We start from the raw sequence: 15225 nt of genomic DNA, 5'->3' as shown, positions 1-15225 counted from the left end.
CATGAAACAAATAGTACAGTTTTTTCTTATAGGTCTCGTCCTTCTTGGCATCATAGTTGTCTACGACGGCTTTTTTGTCCTCGAAGAGGGGAAACAGGCGGTTATCACCCAATTTGGCCGACCAGTGGGAGACCCTGTCATCGATGCAGGTCTTCACATCAAAATGCCATTTGTCCAACATGTTGAACTTTTTGAGAAAAAAATTCAAATATGGGATGGCGAGCCCAACCAGATTCCAACCAACGACAAGACCTATGTCTACCTTGACACTACTGCTCGTTGGAGGATTACCGATGCCCTGAAGTATCTACAGGCGGTAAAGACAGAGGCACGGGCCCAATCACTCCTCGATGATATTTTGGCCGGTACCGTTCGTGATATGGTCAACAAAAACAATCTCATTGAAATAATCCGCAGCTCTGATTGGTCTGCTGACACCATGTCAAAGACCACCGCCACCAGCACCATTGGCAACAGACCCGCCAAGGGACGTGATGAAATCTCAAACGAGATCTTAAAGGTCGCCAGCAAGGTAACCCCACAGTACGGCATCGAGCTTATTGACGTGATGTTCAAAAGGGTAAACTATATCGAGTCAGTACGTCTCACCGTATACCAACGAATGATCTCTGAACGGAAACGAATTGCCGCAGAGAAACGTTCCCTCGGTGAAGGTGAAAAGGCCCAAATTCTCGGTAAAGTTGATCGGGATCTACAAGAGATCACCTCTGAAGCCAAGCGTCAAGCCCTCGGCATCAAGGGTAAGGCAGATGCTGAGGCTACCAAAATCTATGCCAAAGCATACTCCCAGGACCCTGAGTTCTATGCCTTCCAGAAGACTCTGGAAAGCTACCATAAGGTTGTGGGTGGAAACACAAAACTTGTTATCTCCTCAGACTCTGATATGTTCAAATATCTCAAGTCAGTTACAGGAAAATAAGACCGCAGCAGAGCAAAAAAAAGGAGCTGCAACCATTATTGGTTGCAGCTCCTTTGTTCAAGCAGGAACGACTCAAAAAATATCCTGACTAATCGTCCGCAGGATCAAGCCCCTTACTGGAGCCAGGATAAGCAAGTCCCTGCTCCGCACTAAAAGGAACCCGCCCCTTCTCTGCTAAAAGTTTTTCAAATTTTTCCAACTCTTCCTCCGAGTTAATCTCATCCACCCCGAGCTTCTCAAAGCGACAGTTACAGGTGTTCAGCTGCCCATCACACCATGGGCAAATCTCAACAAGACAGCCAAGCAGGTGAGCATCACCTTCAGCAACGCCACAGACAGAACAAACAGCCTTCCTCTTCTCCAGCCCCCCATAGAGAGGAAACTGCTCCGGCTTAGCAACCAGCTTATCCAAATTTGCCCAGTCACCCAGATCAATAAACCTGAGAAGATCGGCGCTCAACTCCTCTGCACGACAACCCGCGTAAACCACCTGATCAGCCGAGACAAGATAGAAAAAGCTCACACTCTCCGCCACCAGCAATAGACAGTAAATGCCCTGTTGGGAGGAAAGTTCCCGAATAGCCAGGATAGGTTCCTCAACAGCCTCCGGCAGAGAAGAGTAGTGTTCACAGAGAAGCTGCTGAACAATACTATCTTCTTGGTAGCGGCAGACCAACTCCATCGCCAAGGCCTGTTTTTCCGGTGCCACGGCAAAACAGACAAAGGTTTTTATCTCTTCTAAAATCGCACCCTGACCAGGGGCTTTTTTCTCAGTCATAGCTAAATTCTCCAAATTCCATTCCTCTATAACGAGTTAACAGGCAGGGTGGTCACACGCCTAATCTCATCTATCCATCGCCTTGTCTCTGCCTGCATATCAGCCGCCATACTTATTGCCGTCACCACGGCCATACGCCGTACCCCGGCAGCCGCCAGCTCTGGAATATGATCCCACTTTATACCACCCATCACCGTAAAGGGCAGAGGGCAGGCTGCAGATATCTGCTGGATGTCTCCGGCGCCCAAAAAGGTATGCAAACCCTCCTTGGTATCCGTTCTATAAATTGGACCAATATTATAATAATCAACAGCCGAGGAACCCGCCTGCACCTGAGCACCCAGGGCTTCCACCTCTGCCAGATCATTACAGGATTGACCAATAATCCAATCTGGGGTAAGACGGCGAATCTCCTCGGGGGGCAGATCTCCCTGACCCACATGAATACCGTCGGAATCCGCCAAAAGGCCAATATCAAATCTGTCATTTATCAAAAAAAGCGCCCCCGCCTCCCGGGTTTTCTCCCGAAAATATTTTGCCTTCTCAAGCAAAAGACGATCATCACTTTTTTTATCCCGAAGCTGAACAATCTTTGCTCCGCCCGCCAAAACATTATCCAACCACTCCTTATCCGATCTTCCAGCGGAAAGTTGTTCGCAACAGACAGGGTACACCGTCACCTCGTCCATCAAGACCTTCCTCCGCCACCCATACAGATCTGCCTGTCGGGACTTCCCATCCTTAACCATAAAGATACCTTTTTTGAAAAATAATGCTTTTTTTGTAAAATATATTCCAATAATAGCTACAAATTTGATACAATGTATGTGTGCTTTCTGCAAAAAGCACAAGCCCAGAACCTAACTGTCTACAAAGACTCCTAGTTTGTTCATCCAACAGTCGCCTTCTCTCAGAGATTTTCCACACAACCCTGCCAGGCGCTACCACAAACCGTTGGAAATATCCAAAAATGCGTGTCTAAACGCTCGACCTAAAGGTGTATCATGTCCGAAAAATTTGCAACACTCAGCCTCGACGGCAAACAATACTCACTCCCCATCATCGAATCAACCACCGGCGAGAAAGCCATTGATATCCGATCGCTGCTCAAGGATACGGGGCATATAACCCTTGATAGGGGCTTTATGAACACCGCATCCTGCTTCAGCAGCATTACCTACCTTGATGGAGACAAGGGCATTCTCAACTACCGAGGATACTCCATTGAAGACCTCGCCGCCAACTGCAGCTTTGTCGAGGTCTCCTATCTCATTCTCCACGGTGAGTTGCCAAATTACCAGGAGCTTGAACACTTTCGCCACGACATGAACCGTTTTGCCCTGCTCCACGAAGATATGATCCACTTCTTTGATCACTTTCCGCCAAACGCCTCCCCCATGTCCATCCTCTCCACCACCATCAACTCCCTGCATAATTTTTACCCTGAGATGACCGCCAAAACTGATCCCTACGGGGGCATCAGCGTCACCACCGCCCGACTCCTGGCCAAGGTTCGAACCATCGCCGCCTTCTCCTATAAGAAGAGTAATGGCTACCCCCTTGTCTACCCCAGTCACAAGTTAAATTACTGTGAAAATTTCCTCAATATGATGTTTGATCGTCCCAATATACCCTACGAGATCAAACCAGAGGTAACCGCTGCCCTCAACAAACTACTCATCCTCCATGCGGACCATGAGCAGAACTGCTCAACCAGCACCGTTCGACTGGTGGGAAGCGCTCAGGTAAATCTCTATGCATCAATTTCGGCAGGAGTAAGTGCCCTTTGGGGACCTCTTCATGGAGGAGCCAACCAGGCAGTCATTGAAATGCTCGAAGAGATTCATGAGAGTGGCGATGACTATAACTACTATATAGAAAAGGCAAAGGACAAGAACGACCCCTTCCGACTAGCAGGCTTTGGTCACCGCGTCTACAAGACCTTTGACCCTCGCGCCCGGATAATAAAGGAGGCCTGCCACGAGATGCTGGCAAGCATGAATGTCCATGACCCTCTGTTGGATATAGCCTTTGAATTGGAAGAGAGGGTGCTCAGAGACGACTACTTTATCAGCCGCAACCTCTATCCCAATGTCGATTTTTATAGCGGCATTATCTACCGGGCAATGGGAATTCCCACCGATATGTTTACCGTCATGTTCGCACTCGGACGACTACCGGGATGGATTGCCCAATGGACAGAGATGCACGCAGACCCGAATACCAAGATAGGTCGACCTCGCCAAATATACACAGGATACAAGCAACGTGCTTTTGTACCCATGTACGAAAGATAAACTACGAAATAATCTCAACGGGGAGAAGGAGGCTACCCTTCTCCCCTGAGAAACGGTCTATTTTGCCAGACTGTGCCCAACCTCAATATTGGCAACCAAAGGCACATCAAGCTGAAGAGCTGACTCCATTGCCTCCTGCACCACCACCCTCGTCTCCGCAAGCTCCGCCTCGGACACTTCAAAGACAAGTTCATCGTGAATCTGTAGAAGCATTTTAGCCCCCAGACCTGCCGCCGCCAATTTTTTTTCCACGGCAATCATGGCACACTTAATAATATCGGCCGCAGTTCCCTGAATGGGAGTATTAATTGCCATCCTCTCGGCAAACTCCCGCATACCTTTGTTTTTCGCATCAATATCAGGCACTGCCCGCCGACGACCTAAGAGGGTTGTGGCATAACCCCTCTCCCGGGTCTGCTCTACGATATCGATCATAAATTGCTTTACCCCCGCATAGAGGTGAAAATAACGATCAATAAAGCGCTGGGCCTCCTTTCTGCCAATGCCCAGCTGCTGAGCAAGACCAAAGGCACTCATGCCATAAACAATACCAAAGTTGATACTCTTGGCCACCCGACGCATCTCAGGATTGACCAACATGGTTGAGACACTAAAGAGCTCTGCTGCTGTCCTGGCATGAATATCCTGCCCGGCGGCAAAGGCCCTGGTCAGAGCATCATCCCCGGAATAATGGGCCAGCACCCGCAGATCTATCTGCGAATAATCCGCCGCCAGAAAGACCTTGCCCGCCTCAGGAACAAAGGCCCTGCGAATGCGATTACCCTCCTCCATACGAATAGGAATATTCTGCATATTGGGGTTACTGCTGGAGAGCCTGCCCGTTGCCGTTATAGTCTGATTAAAAGAGGTATATATACGGCCAGTTTCAGGATTTTTCAAAAGCAGAAGCTTATCAACATAGGTCGACTTGAGCTTAGCGATAGTCCGGTATTTAAGAATAAGGGCCGGAACAGGATGCTGGCTGGCCAGTTTCTCCATAACCTTAACATCGGTGGAAAAACCGGTCTTGGTCTTACGCCCATGGGGCAGACCAAGCTCCTCAAAGAGAATCACCCCCAACTGCTTAGGCGAGCTGATATTAAACTCATGCCCAACCTCTTGATAGATGGTCGCTGCCAACTCGCCTATCTGCTCCTCAAACTGGGCCGCGAGCTCCACCAAAACAGTACTGTCCAGACAGACCCCCCCTATCTCCATCTTGGCCAGCACTGGAATAATAGGCATCTCGACATCATAAAAGAGCCCATCCAGAGCCTTATCACTGAGTTTTTCGCCAAAGTCCTGCCACAGAGACAGAGCCCCATAAACATCCTCACAGCTATAGTGACAGGCTTCTTTAAGAGCGACATAGGCAAAGGCATCTGCACGCTTATCCTCTGCCACCACCTCTGCGAAGGAGGTAAGCTCCAGACCAATCTCAGCACAGAGATCATCAAGCTTCAGGGTTCGCCCCTTCTCCAAGAGATGGGCCGCAACCATGGTATCGGCAAGAGGAAAGATCTCCACCCCAGTCTGCATCTTCAAAACCGTCCAGTCATACTTAAGATTATGCCCCACCTTAAGGATGTCCGCGCAGGTCAAAAGAGGCTCCAGAACTGCCATAACTTCAGAGATAGGCAACTGGCCTGGCACAGGTGTACCAGTGGCCTCGATATGGGCAAGAGGGATATACCAAGCTCTGTCAAGTTCAGCGCAAAGAGAGATCCCCACCAGGCCTGCCGTTCTGGCATCAAGCGAGGTTGTCTCGGTATCGATCACAATACGACTAGCATGGCCAAGAACAGCTGCCATCTGAGCCAGGGCTTCGGAGGTCTGGACCAGGGAGAATCCTGTCCCCGCAACCTTCTTGTTTTTTGTGGGCTCGCCACCCTTTAAGAATCGATTAAATTCTAATTTGGTAAAAAGCTCGTTGAGCTGCGCCTCCTGCTCCCCACCAAGCTGATAATCCTGAAGAGCAGAAGGGATCTCAACATCCATCTTCAAAGAGATCAGATCACGGGAGAGAAAGGCCAGATCACGATTGGCAATAATCTTCTCCTTCATCTTGGACTGCTTCATGCCAGAGACATTCTCATAGAGCCCCTCAAGTGAGCCATGGGCATTGATCAACTTCTCCGCAGTCTTAGGCCCCACCCCGGGCACCCCCGGAATATTATCGGCACTGTCACCCATCAGGGCAAAGGTATCAAGGAGCTGGTGAGGATAGACATTGTACTTTTCATGCACAGCAACACTATCCATCAACTTGTCTTTCATGGGGTCAAACATTGAAACATTGGCATCGACCAGCTGGAGAAGATCCTTGTCACCGGAGACAACGGTTACCGCACACTCTTCGCTGGCAAACTTTTTCGCTATGGAGGCTATAATGTCATCGGCCTCAACCCCCGCCTCTTCCAAAAGCAACAGGCCTGAGGCCTTAACAAACTCTTTTATATAAGGAATCTGCTCCTGCAGATCCTCGGGCATCATCGGACGATTTGCCTTATACTTAGGGTACATTTCATGACGAAAGACAGGGCCTCGACTGTCAAAGGCAATGACCATAAGAGCCGGAACCTTATCCTTTATAAGCCGACGTATCATATTGACAAATCCCAGAATTGCATGGGTATGCAATCCCTCCCGAGTCGTCAGGGGGGCAACTGCATGATATGCTCTGTAAATATAAGCACTTCCGTCAATAACATAGATATTATTTTTCACCGCATCTCTCCTGCGTATAAGAACATTAAGAAGGTCTTCCCTATTTTCATCTCTGCTATACCTTATTTATGGGCAAGCTGCACAGGAAACAAAGCAATAGTAAAAAGGCAAAAAAAAGGCCCTGAACAAAATCATTCAGGGCCTCTTTCCTTTAAATCGTCGCAGGCACATGGCCGGGAACGCTACCTCTATTTAACGGGCTACACGTACCCAAGTTGCCTGAGGACCCTTGTCCCCAAACTCCTCTGCAAAATATACGCTGTCGCCCTCTGAAAGATCATCAATACTGAATCCCTTCAGGGCATTTTCATGAAAATAAATCTCACGCTCATTACTCTCTACAATAAAACCATAGGATTCACCTGGGGATACCATGCGGACAATGCCAGCCTTCTCAGCGGTTTCTTCTACTGAAACCTTGACACTCTTACGCTTTTTACGCTGAATCTCCTTTAACTGCAGGGCAAGCACATCAAAGGCCTCGGTTAAAACAGCACGAACAACCTCACCGCTACGCGTTACTACCACTGTATCCTGCGGGACTGAAGCAACCAAACGTACCTCGTAACCACCTTCCTTATGGTGGGTGTTAGCCTCAATAGCAACCCGCAAGTGAAGAATAAAATTAGCATAGTGACGGATCAGCTTTTCACTTTCTGTGTCAATTTTTTCCTGCCAACTCTTACGCAAATCAACATTCCTAGTCTCAACCTTAAGTTCCATAGAGTCTCTCCTTTATACTATGACAATATTCGCCAAACAGCTGTTGGCGCTCCACCTTTGCTGAGAGCACAGGCCCCTACAAGGATCAACAACTCCCCTGCTGGCCATCTGTTACTTACAGTATATGGTCCATCCAGAAGATGCGCAAGAAATAGCGGACAAACTCTTAGGAAGAAATAGATGATTATTGCTAATCAACTCCGCGGCAACGGCTTTTCTCGCTATTCATTTTTTTTTGTTGTATATTAAGTATAGCGAGTCCTGAGACAAGCTTTTAGGGCAGTTAAAAAGCTAAAAATATCCGCAATAAGTACCTCGATCTCCCCATGAATTTTCTCCTCTTTTGAGACCAACATATGCAAAATATCCCCACGGGTGTCATCCTCCTTAATATGGGAGGCCCCACCCAGACAAAAGATGTTCGGCCATTTCTCTACAACCTCTTTTCCGACAGAGAAATCATCCCACTGGGCCCCCGCCTTATGCAAAAGCCACTTGCCTGGCTAATCGCCAAACGTCGTGCCCCCAAAAGCGCCGCCACATACGAAAGAATAGGTGGAGGATCCCCTCTTAAGCAGATAACGGAGGCGCAGGCAGAGGCCCTGGAAAAATCGCTTCAGGCCCATGGCAACTTCACCGTTACCTACGCCATGCGCTACTGGCCACCCTACTGCGACGAGGCCCTTGATTACCTCCTGAGCAAGGGGGTAGAACGCCTGGTTGCCCTCAGCCTCTATCCACATTACTCAAAGGCCACCACGGGATCTTCCCTGACCCAGCTCCACAAAACCCTCAAGAAAAAAAATATTTCTCTGCCCCTGACAGAAATCCCATCCTGGCCAAAACAGAGGGACTATATCGCAGCCATCGCAGCCAATATCAAAAAAGGCCTGGCTACCTTCCACGGAGAAAAAACAGAAATTGTCTACAGCGCGCACAGCCTGCCCACCTCCTTTATAGAGGCAGGTGACCCTTACGTCGAGCACACCAAACAAAGTATCGGGGCAATAGAGGAAATTACAGGAAAAAGGGGAAGGCTCTGCTTTCAAAGCAAGAGCGGCCCGGTGGAATGGTTAGAACCATCCACCCCCGATGTGCTCATCCAACTAGCCCAAGAGGGGGTAAAAAACATCCTTATGGTACCCATCTCCTTTGTCTCTGACCACGTAGAGACCCTCTACGAAATAGATATACTCTATAAGAAACAGGCAAAAAAGCTGGGCATGCGCCTGACCTCCTGCCCCTCCCTTAATACTCAGGAGCAGTTCATCACAGGCCTACGCCAGCTGGTACTGGAGAGTTCTGTTAACAGTGATTAACCGGATCAAAGGAACGCATACGCACGTTCATGAGTATGGCCAGGCCGATACAGGTGGTAAGCAGAGAAGAACCACCATAGGAGACAAGGGGTAGAGGAATACCTACCACGGGCAAAAAGCCCAGAACCATAAAGAGATTAATGACCGCCTGCCAAAAGATAAGAACCACAACCCCGTAGGCAAGCAGTATACCAAATCTGTCCTTGGCCTGACTTGCCACATAGAGCCCCCAGAGTAACATGAGAAAGTAGAGGGCCAAAAAAACAAAAGTCCCTATAAAACCCCACTCCTCACCCAAAACGGCAAAGGCAAAATCAGTATGCCTCTCCGGCAGGAAATGCAACTGCCCCTGTGGCCCCTCACCATAACCCTTACCAAAGTAACCGCCACTGCCAATGGCTATTTTCGATTGGAAAATCTGATAACCACTGCCCATCAGATCCTGGTCCGGATGCAAAAATGTTTCTATTCTCTGCCGCTGATATGGCTTAAGCACATACAACCAGCCAAGGACAGCAGCACCAATGCCAAAGGTTCCGAGGGCCAGATAGGTTGACCAACGCAGGTTAACAAACATGGTCATCGAAACAAAAATAATACCGAGCATAAGGGCCGTGCCAAGATCCGGCTGGGCAAGAATCATGATAAAGGGAAGGCCCAACATAGCCATGGGGAAAAGCAGCTGTTTTAAGGTATAACCGTCAAGCACCTCTTTTCTGGCATAGTAACTGGCAAGACAGATAACCATAGATATCTTAGCGACTTCAGATGGTTGAAGGTTAAAGAGACCGAGATTAATCCATCTCTGAGACCCCCCTGCACTACTACCTATTATATCGGCCAAGATCAAGAGCCCCAGAACAGCAAAATAAAAAATATAGTTAATCTGGTGCAGCCACTTATAGTCAACACATAAAATAAAGGCAGACATAAAGAACATTACGCCGAAATAACAGAGTTGTTTCAACCATGGAGCCATGCCATACCCCACATAGGGAAAAGAGGCACTGTAGAGATTACACAGGGCTATGCCAGAGACAAGCAGAACCAGCAGGAGCAAAATCATATCAAAATGTAAAAAAAGTCTTCTATCCGCCTTGAACATCGACGCCTCCATCCCACTTCTAATAAGAAAAGCCCACACAGACCCTATTTCTTTGCCGCCTGCAGACGATCACGAAAGTACTCCTTGAGAACACCACGGGCAACAGGACCCGCCACACTACCTCCATGCAAGCCATGCTCCACCAAAACAGTAATGGCAATTTCAGGATTATCAGCCGGGGCAAAACCGGTAAACCAAGCATGATCTCGCTCCTTATAGGGAATTTCATTATCCTTCATTCCCTTTGACTTTGACAGATGGACCACCTGAGCACTACCCGTCTTACCCGCTATATCAATACCCTTAATCCTTGACCGCCGCCCCGTACCACGCTTCCCCTGTACAACCTCTTCCATTCCAACCTGAATCATGTCAAAATATTTTTCCAGCCCCTTGAGCTCCTGCAGCAGGATCGGATGAAATGTTTCAACGGGAAGACCGCTGGAATCAACCACCTTCTCCACCAACTGTGGTTTATAGAGTTTACCATGGGTTGCTAACATGGAGGTCATCAAACATATCTGCAGAGGAGTTGTCAGATTAAAACCCTGACCGATGGCAACAGAGAGGGTTTCACCATCCTGCCACCGCCTCTTCTTCACCCTTTTTTTCCAGGCCATTGTTGGAATAAGACCGCCCTTCTCATGCTCCATCTCAATACCGCTCCTTGAACCCAAACCAAATTTCTTGGCATACTCAGCCAGTTTATCTACCCCCAGCCGTTCTCCCAGCTGATAAAAATAGACATCACAGGACTGGGCAAGGGCCTGTTTGAGATTCATATCCCCATGACCAGATCTCTTCCAACAACCATAACGACGATTACCAAAGTGATAGCTCCCCGGACAGTATATTGTGCTCTCGGAATCAATGATCCCCTCGGCCAGAGCCGCCATCGCCGTTACCATTTTATAAACTGAGCCGGGGGGATAATTGGCCTGCACCACCTTATTAATAAGAGGGGTTCGTTCCGTATTATCTCTGAGCTTCGCCCAGTTTTTCTGAGAAATTCCGCCAATAAAATCTTCCAGATGAATACTGGGCGTAGAGGCCGCAACCAGTATACGCCCCGTTTTCACCTCCATCACCACCACCGCGCCCGCCTTATGCGAGGCGTCCATCAGGGCCTCAGCGGTCTGCTGTAGCCCCGCGTCGATGGTGAGATAGACGTCCTTGCCCGGCAAGGGTTCTATTTTATTAAGCAGACGCTGCTCAAATCCCTTGGCGTTGACCTCTGAAATGCGTTGACCCTTCTGCCCGCGCAGGTCTGCCTCGCGTAACTTCTCCATACCGCTCTTACCGACAATATCGCCTCCACGATAGATAGCATGGTCTGACTTCTCCAGAGATTTCTTAGAGATAGATCCAAGATAACCAATAACATTGGCTGCCAGATCCTGGTAGTGATAAACCCGCACCGGCTGCACCTCTATACGCACCCCGGAAAAATTGTAGTTGTGGTTTTCAAGATAGGCAAGGGTCTCCCAATCAACATCTTTTTTCAAGACAATCGGTTCATAACGGGCCATCTTCTTTGCCTGCCGTACCCTGCCCCAAAGATCAGTAACGGTCTCATCAAGAATAGGCGCTATCCTCTCCAGAACCTTGCCCACATCTCCCTTGCCTTCCCTGATTAAAACAACATTAAAGGATGGTCGATTACTGACAATCTCGGTGCCATTACGATCAAAAACACTGCCCCGTGGAGGGGCAATCTGCCGTTCACGCACTCGATTGCTCTCTGCTCGCTGAGCATAGTAATCACCATTAATCACCTGCAAGTTCCACAGGCGCAACATGATAAGAACAAAAAAGACAACAATAATGCCTGCCGGAACATATATACGATTACGAAGAAAATCCAATGCCGTCAGATTTACCTTGCTCAAATTTTCAATTCTTTTATTAGAAGACTTCATGGGGGCGCTCACTAGAAACGTTTTTGCGGCCGACGCCTGGGAGGAGTTAGCCACATATTTCTTCTTTCCAGCCACTCATAGAGAAAGGTATAGAGGGCAAAACAGGGCAGGGCAGCAACAAATACCAAAAAAGAGCCTTTAGCCAAAGCCACTCCTGCTCCGTGGGGCACATAGCTTGTCTGCAAAAGGGAATAGGCAAGACGGGTCAGCACCAGCCAGAAAAAATAGCCGAGAGCGACCAAAGGGAGTTGATAGACAACCATCCGCACAGGATTATTAATGGTAAGCACCTTAAAGACAGCAAAGACTAATAAACATTCCAGAGGGAAAAAACCCATATAGGCAGCACAGACGACATCCAACATCCAGCCAATGGTAAAGACCAGAAAAACACCTGACGACCAAGAAAAACGATAGGCACAGAAGGCGACAAAGATAAAAAAGAGATCGGGCACATTGCAGGGACTTAAAAAATAGGGAAGTACCGTCGTTTGCAGGACAATGACGAACACCCCAAGACACCAAAAGAAGAAGGTCAACATAGGGGTTACCTTTTTCCTGAAGAGTTCAACAGTTCATTAATTTCTCGACGATCAGAAGGATCAACAAAAACATATTCCAGACTTTGAAAGTCGACGCTGGGCTCTATCTCTACTTGCAAAAACATGCCCAGTCGTTTTTTTTCCACAGCACTAACCTTACCAAGGGTCATCCCCGTGGGGAACATCCCACCCACTCCAGCAGTAACAACATCATCGCCAACAGCAATATCCGCATTTTTCAACACGTATTCCAGAGTATATCCGGCAGAGCCATTGCCCTTAAGAATTCCGCGTACTCGACTTTTCTGGACCATGGCATCAATGGCACTACTCGGTGCGTTGGCAAGCAGTACCTTGGCATAGCTATCGCTGACCTGAATAACCTGGCCCACAACTCCCGCCGGGGCAAAGGCAATCATTCCGGCAATAATATCAGAGGACCGGCCAAGGTCAATCACTATTGTTTGATAGGTTCCCAGCCCCCCCTTACCGACAACACGGGCCGCAAATGACTTGAAGGACAGAGATTGTTTGAATTTCAGCTGTTCCTGCAGGGAAAGATAACTGTTATAGCCTTCACGGTATTTCTCAAGTTCCAGAAGATACTTATCGACATCGGCCTGCAGGCGTTTGTTTTCTGCCCGGACAGAGACAAAGCTCAGGTAATCTTCATAGATTTCCTCAACAGAGCCAAGAGTCACGGTGGCACTACGCTGCAGAGAACCCACCATTTCCAGTGTCATCTTCTGCGGCACACCAAAATTACCACCCACAAGTGTCCCCAGACCAAGCACAACAGCTATAACAGCACAGGTAGTAAGGGTTAAAACAGTAACAAAACGCCACCGCCCACTTTGCCGAAAATTTTTGGACTCTTTTGCCACAGGTCACCACCAGTCATTAAGAAATGAGGAAGAGTCTCCAACATTTTTCACTTAATCAATCGTCACTTCACGAAGAATATCAATTTCATCAAGTGCCTTACCCGAGCCAAGTACCACAGAGGAGAGAGGATCGGATGCAACAATAATAGGCATTCCCGTCGCCTCCTTAAGAGCGCGATCAAGATTTTTCAACAGGGCCCCACCACCGGTTAAGACAATACCCTGATCAACAATATCCGCTGACAGTTCAGGCGGAGTAACCTCAAGGGCTACCTTTACCGCTTCAATAATAACATCCACCTGCTCAGCAATAGCTGACTGTATCTCCTTACCATTAGTCACCAGGGTTTTAGGCACACCGGAAACAAGATCACGGCCCTTAATCTCCATGGTCTCATAGGGCTCTTCGGGCAGGACATTGCCAATGGTGGTCTTAATCATTTCAGCTGTCCGTTCCCCAATGGCAAGATTATGTTTTCTCTTAATAAACTGCAAAATTGCCTCATCCATCTTATCACCTGCAACCCGCACAGATTTGGCATAGACAATACCTGCAAGAGAGATCACAGCAACCTCTGTAGTACCACCACCGATATCGACGATCATATTTGCGGTCGGCTCGGTAATGGGCAGACCGGCACCAATGGCAGCGGCCATAGGTTCTTCAATGAGATAGACCTCTCGGGCCCCGGCAGACTCAGCAGATTCTCTTACCGCTCTTTTTTCCACCTGAGTTATTCCCGACGGCACGGATACCATTATGCGGGGATGCACCAAGGTGCGTCTATTGTGTACCTTATTAATAAAATAACGAAGCATGGCCTCGGTCACGTCAAAATCCGCAATAACACCATCTCTGATTGGTCGAATCGCCCGGATATTTCCCGGCGTTTTTCCCAGCATCATCTTTGCCTCTTGTCCTACAGCCAAGACCTTATTCATCCGACCATCCTGACGAACAGCAACCACCGAAGGTTCACGAAGGACAATCCCCTTGCCCTTAACATAAATAACAGTATTCGCTGTGCCGAGATCAATCGCCAGATCGTTGGACAACCAGCCAAACAAAAAATTAAATGGTGAAAACATTGACCTTCCCCTACAGAAGTGGAGCACCGGCAAGGTGCCCTAAATAAGCTATTAAAAAAGCTGCCAAACGGCATGAAAAAGCATCTATTGAAAACAGATAGCAGACAAGCTACCAGTTAAGTATTGAAGAATACCAAAAGCCCCGCTGATTGGCAATCGAATATAAGGAGGGGAGGGAAAAACAAAATGGGGCAGGTAAAACAAAAAACAAGGGCTAATAACCATAAAAATTTCACCTAGAAAGCAGAAAACAACGACAGTTCAAAGAGACAGCGGTAAGGCGGGCAAAAGAAGAGAAAAAAGAACTCTTTTTTTATTGACATAGCTGGAAATTATCGCTATTATGTCGGCGCACCAGATGTGGGGGTATAGCTCAGCTGGGAGAGCGCGTGACTGGCAGTCACGAGGTCAGCGGTTCGATCCCGCTTACCTCCACCACCATTGCAAAGGGTCTTAGAGAATTTTTTCTCTAAGACCCTTTTTTTGTTTCATGTCATATTTGACATTTCCTACAGAACCTCGCCTTTCCAACTACCCACCCTCTCTAAGCTTTAATTTTAGACACACACCTCACATTACACCTTCTTGACACTCTGTGAGCTTGAAAAACACAGTCATAAAAGAGATAATAAAATTTTCTTGGTATCCAATTGTCCTTACTCAGAATGACACTAGGAAACCGAACAACAACTGGTTAGGCTCTAAGGAGGATTCATGGAACCATTAATGGGAGCATTCTTCATTATCACCAATCTTGTTCTTACTGCCACCGTTGGACTAGGAATTTATTCATTTAGCGCTAGTATAATCTGGGCAATTGCAGGAGCACTGGTGATTACTGGCAGGCGCTAGCGCACATCCAATATTCGCATTACTAGCATATCCAGCGGTAGAGTATTTCT

Annotated in this window: 13 protein-coding genes and 1 tRNA gene; 5 read left to right on the top strand and 9 right to left on the bottom strand. The window is 48.0% G+C overall.

Going from position 1 to position 15225, the window contains the following annotated elements:
- Position 1: 1 nt before the first annotated feature.
- Positions 2–940: a protease modulator HflC gene (gene hflC / locus DP_RS05475; RefSeq protein WP_011188334.1), complete on the top strand. Its 939-nt coding sequence runs from the start codon at positions 2–4 to the stop codon at positions 938–940.
- Positions 941–1028: 88 nt separating this feature from the next.
- Here the strand turns inward: hflC and DP_RS05470 are convergent, their stop codons facing one another.
- Together DP_RS05470 and thiE are read right to left on the bottom strand one after the other, a co-directional pair.
- Positions 1029–1718 carry a hypothetical protein gene (locus tag DP_RS05470; protein ID WP_041277670.1) on the bottom strand — a complete coding sequence of 230 codons (690 nt, stop codon included), beginning with the start codon at positions 1716–1718 and terminating at the stop codon, positions 1029–1031.
- 26 nt (positions 1719–1744) lie between these two features.
- On the bottom strand, positions 1745–2467 hold the full coding sequence (gene thiE / locus DP_RS05465) for a thiamine phosphate synthase (RefSeq protein ID WP_011188332.1): 723 nt from the start codon (positions 2465–2467) through the stop codon (positions 1745–1747).
- 255 nt (positions 2468–2722) lie between these two features.
- Here thiE and DP_RS05460 point away from each other — a divergent pair, with 255 nt between their 5' ends.
- Complete coding sequence (locus DP_RS05460) at positions 2723–4015, top strand: citrate synthase (protein WP_011188331.1); 1293 nt, start codon at positions 2723–2725, stop codon at positions 4013–4015.
- A gap of 57 nt (positions 4016–4072) precedes the next feature.
- Here DP_RS05460 and polA read toward each other — a convergent pair whose 3' ends face one another.
- Positions 4073–6742, bottom strand: a complete 2670-nt coding sequence (polA, locus tag DP_RS05455) for a DNA polymerase I (RefSeq protein ID WP_011188330.1) — start codon at positions 6740–6742, stop codon at positions 4073–4075.
- A 192-nt stretch (positions 6743–6934) separates the two neighbouring features.
- Positions 6935–7465 (bottom strand): HPF/RaiA family ribosome-associated protein, encoded by a 531-nt coding sequence (locus DP_RS05450; RefSeq protein WP_011188329.1) that lies wholly within the window; start codon positions 7463–7465, stop codon positions 6935–6937.
- A 356-nt stretch (positions 7466–7821) separates the two neighbouring features.
- Here DP_RS05450 and hemH point away from each other — a divergent pair, with 356 nt between their 5' ends.
- On the top strand, positions 7822–8784 hold the full coding sequence (gene hemH, locus DP_RS05445) for a ferrochelatase (RefSeq protein ID WP_011188328.1): 963 nt from the start codon (positions 7822–7824) through the stop codon (positions 8782–8784).
- Here the strand turns inward: hemH and rodA are convergent.
- Genes rodA through DP_RS05420 form a run of 5 tightly spaced genes read right to left on the bottom strand, consistent with a single transcriptional unit; the run spans position 8771 to position 14323 of the window.
- Positions 8771–9889 (bottom strand): rod shape-determining protein RodA, encoded by a 1119-nt coding sequence (gene rodA, locus DP_RS05440; protein WP_041277669.1) that lies wholly within the window; start codon positions 9887–9889, stop codon positions 8771–8773. The genes hemH and rodA overlap by 14 nt on opposite strands.
- Before the next feature lie 44 nt (positions 9890–9933).
- Positions 9934–11808 (bottom strand): penicillin-binding protein 2, encoded by a 1875-nt coding sequence (mrdA, locus tag DP_RS05435; protein ID WP_041277668.1) that lies wholly within the window; start codon positions 11806–11808, stop codon positions 9934–9936.
- Between the two features lie 11 nt (positions 11809–11819).
- Positions 11820–12350 (bottom strand): hypothetical protein, encoded by a 531-nt coding sequence (locus DP_RS17880; RefSeq protein WP_011188325.1) that lies wholly within the window; start codon positions 12348–12350, stop codon positions 11820–11822.
- 5 nt (positions 12351–12355) lie between these two features.
- Positions 12356–13234: a rod shape-determining protein MreC gene (gene mreC, locus DP_RS05425; protein ID WP_011188324.1), complete on the bottom strand. Its 879-nt coding sequence runs from the start codon at positions 13232–13234 to the stop codon at positions 12356–12358.
- Positions 13235–13285: 51 nt separating this feature from the next.
- The gene (locus tag DP_RS05420; RefSeq protein WP_041277667.1) at positions 13286–14323 is read right to left on the bottom strand and encodes a rod shape-determining protein; all 1038 of its coding nucleotides are present in this window, start codon (positions 14321–14323) and stop codon (positions 13286–13288) included.
- A 362-nt stretch (positions 14324–14685) separates the two neighbouring features.
- Here DP_RS05420 and DP_RS05415 point away from each other — a divergent pair.
- Positions 14686–14761, top strand: a tRNA-Ala gene (locus tag DP_RS05415).
- Between the two features lie 276 nt (positions 14762–15037).
- Positions 15038–15175 carry a hypothetical protein gene (locus DP_RS17875; RefSeq protein ID WP_156792210.1) on the top strand — a complete coding sequence of 46 codons (138 nt, stop codon included), beginning with the start codon at positions 15038–15040 and terminating at the stop codon, positions 15173–15175.
- The last annotated feature ends 50 nt before the right edge of the window (positions 15176–15225 follow it).

The sequence above is a fragment of the Desulfotalea psychrophila LSv54 genome (assembly GCF_000025945.1).
GTDB lineage: Bacteria > Desulfobacterota > Desulfobulbia > Desulfobulbales > Desulfocapsaceae > Desulfotalea > Desulfotalea psychrophila.
This window is presented reverse-complemented; position numbering and strand designations above follow the sequence as displayed.

What these genes read in the sequence shown, in the direction of transcription:
- DP_RS17880 (WP_011188325.1), bottom strand. Translation starts at nt 12,350, where the DNA reads ATGTTGACCTTCTTCTTTTGGTGTCTTGGGGTGTTCGTCATTGTCCTG.
- DP_RS17875 (WP_156792210.1), top strand. Translation starts at nt 15,038, where the DNA reads ATGGAACCATTAATGGGAGCATTCTTCATTATCACCAATCTTGTTCTT.
- DP_RS05420 (WP_041277667.1), bottom strand. Translation starts at nt 14,323, where the DNA reads ATGTTTTCACCATTTAATTTTTTGTTTGGCTGGTTGTCCAACGATCTG.
- mrdA (WP_041277668.1), bottom strand. Translation starts at nt 11,808, where the DNA reads ATGAAGTCTTCTAATAAAAGAATTGAAAATTTGAGCAAGGTAAATCTG.
- DP_RS05460 (WP_011188331.1), top strand. Translation starts at nt 2,723, where the DNA reads ATGTCCGAAAAATTTGCAACACTCAGCCTCGACGGCAAACAATACTCA.
- DP_RS05470 (WP_041277670.1), bottom strand. Translation starts at nt 1,718, where the DNA reads ATGACTGAGAAAAAAGCCCCTGGTCAGGGTGCGATTTTAGAAGAGATA.
- hemH (WP_011188328.1), top strand. Translation starts at nt 7,822, where the DNA reads ATGCAAAATATCCCCACGGGTGTCATCCTCCTTAATATGGGAGGCCCC.
- hflC (WP_011188334.1), top strand. Translation starts at nt 2, where the DNA reads ATGAAACAAATAGTACAGTTTTTTCTTATAGGTCTCGTCCTTCTTGGC.
- rodA (WP_041277669.1), bottom strand. Translation starts at nt 9,889, where the DNA reads ATGTTCAAGGCGGATAGAAGACTTTTTTTACATTTTGATATGATTTTG.
- thiE (WP_011188332.1), bottom strand. Translation starts at nt 2,467, where the DNA reads ATGGTTAAGGATGGGAAGTCCCGACAGGCAGATCTGTATGGGTGGCGG.
- DP_RS05450 (WP_011188329.1), bottom strand. Translation starts at nt 7,465, where the DNA reads ATGGAACTTAAGGTTGAGACTAGGAATGTTGATTTGCGTAAGAGTTGG.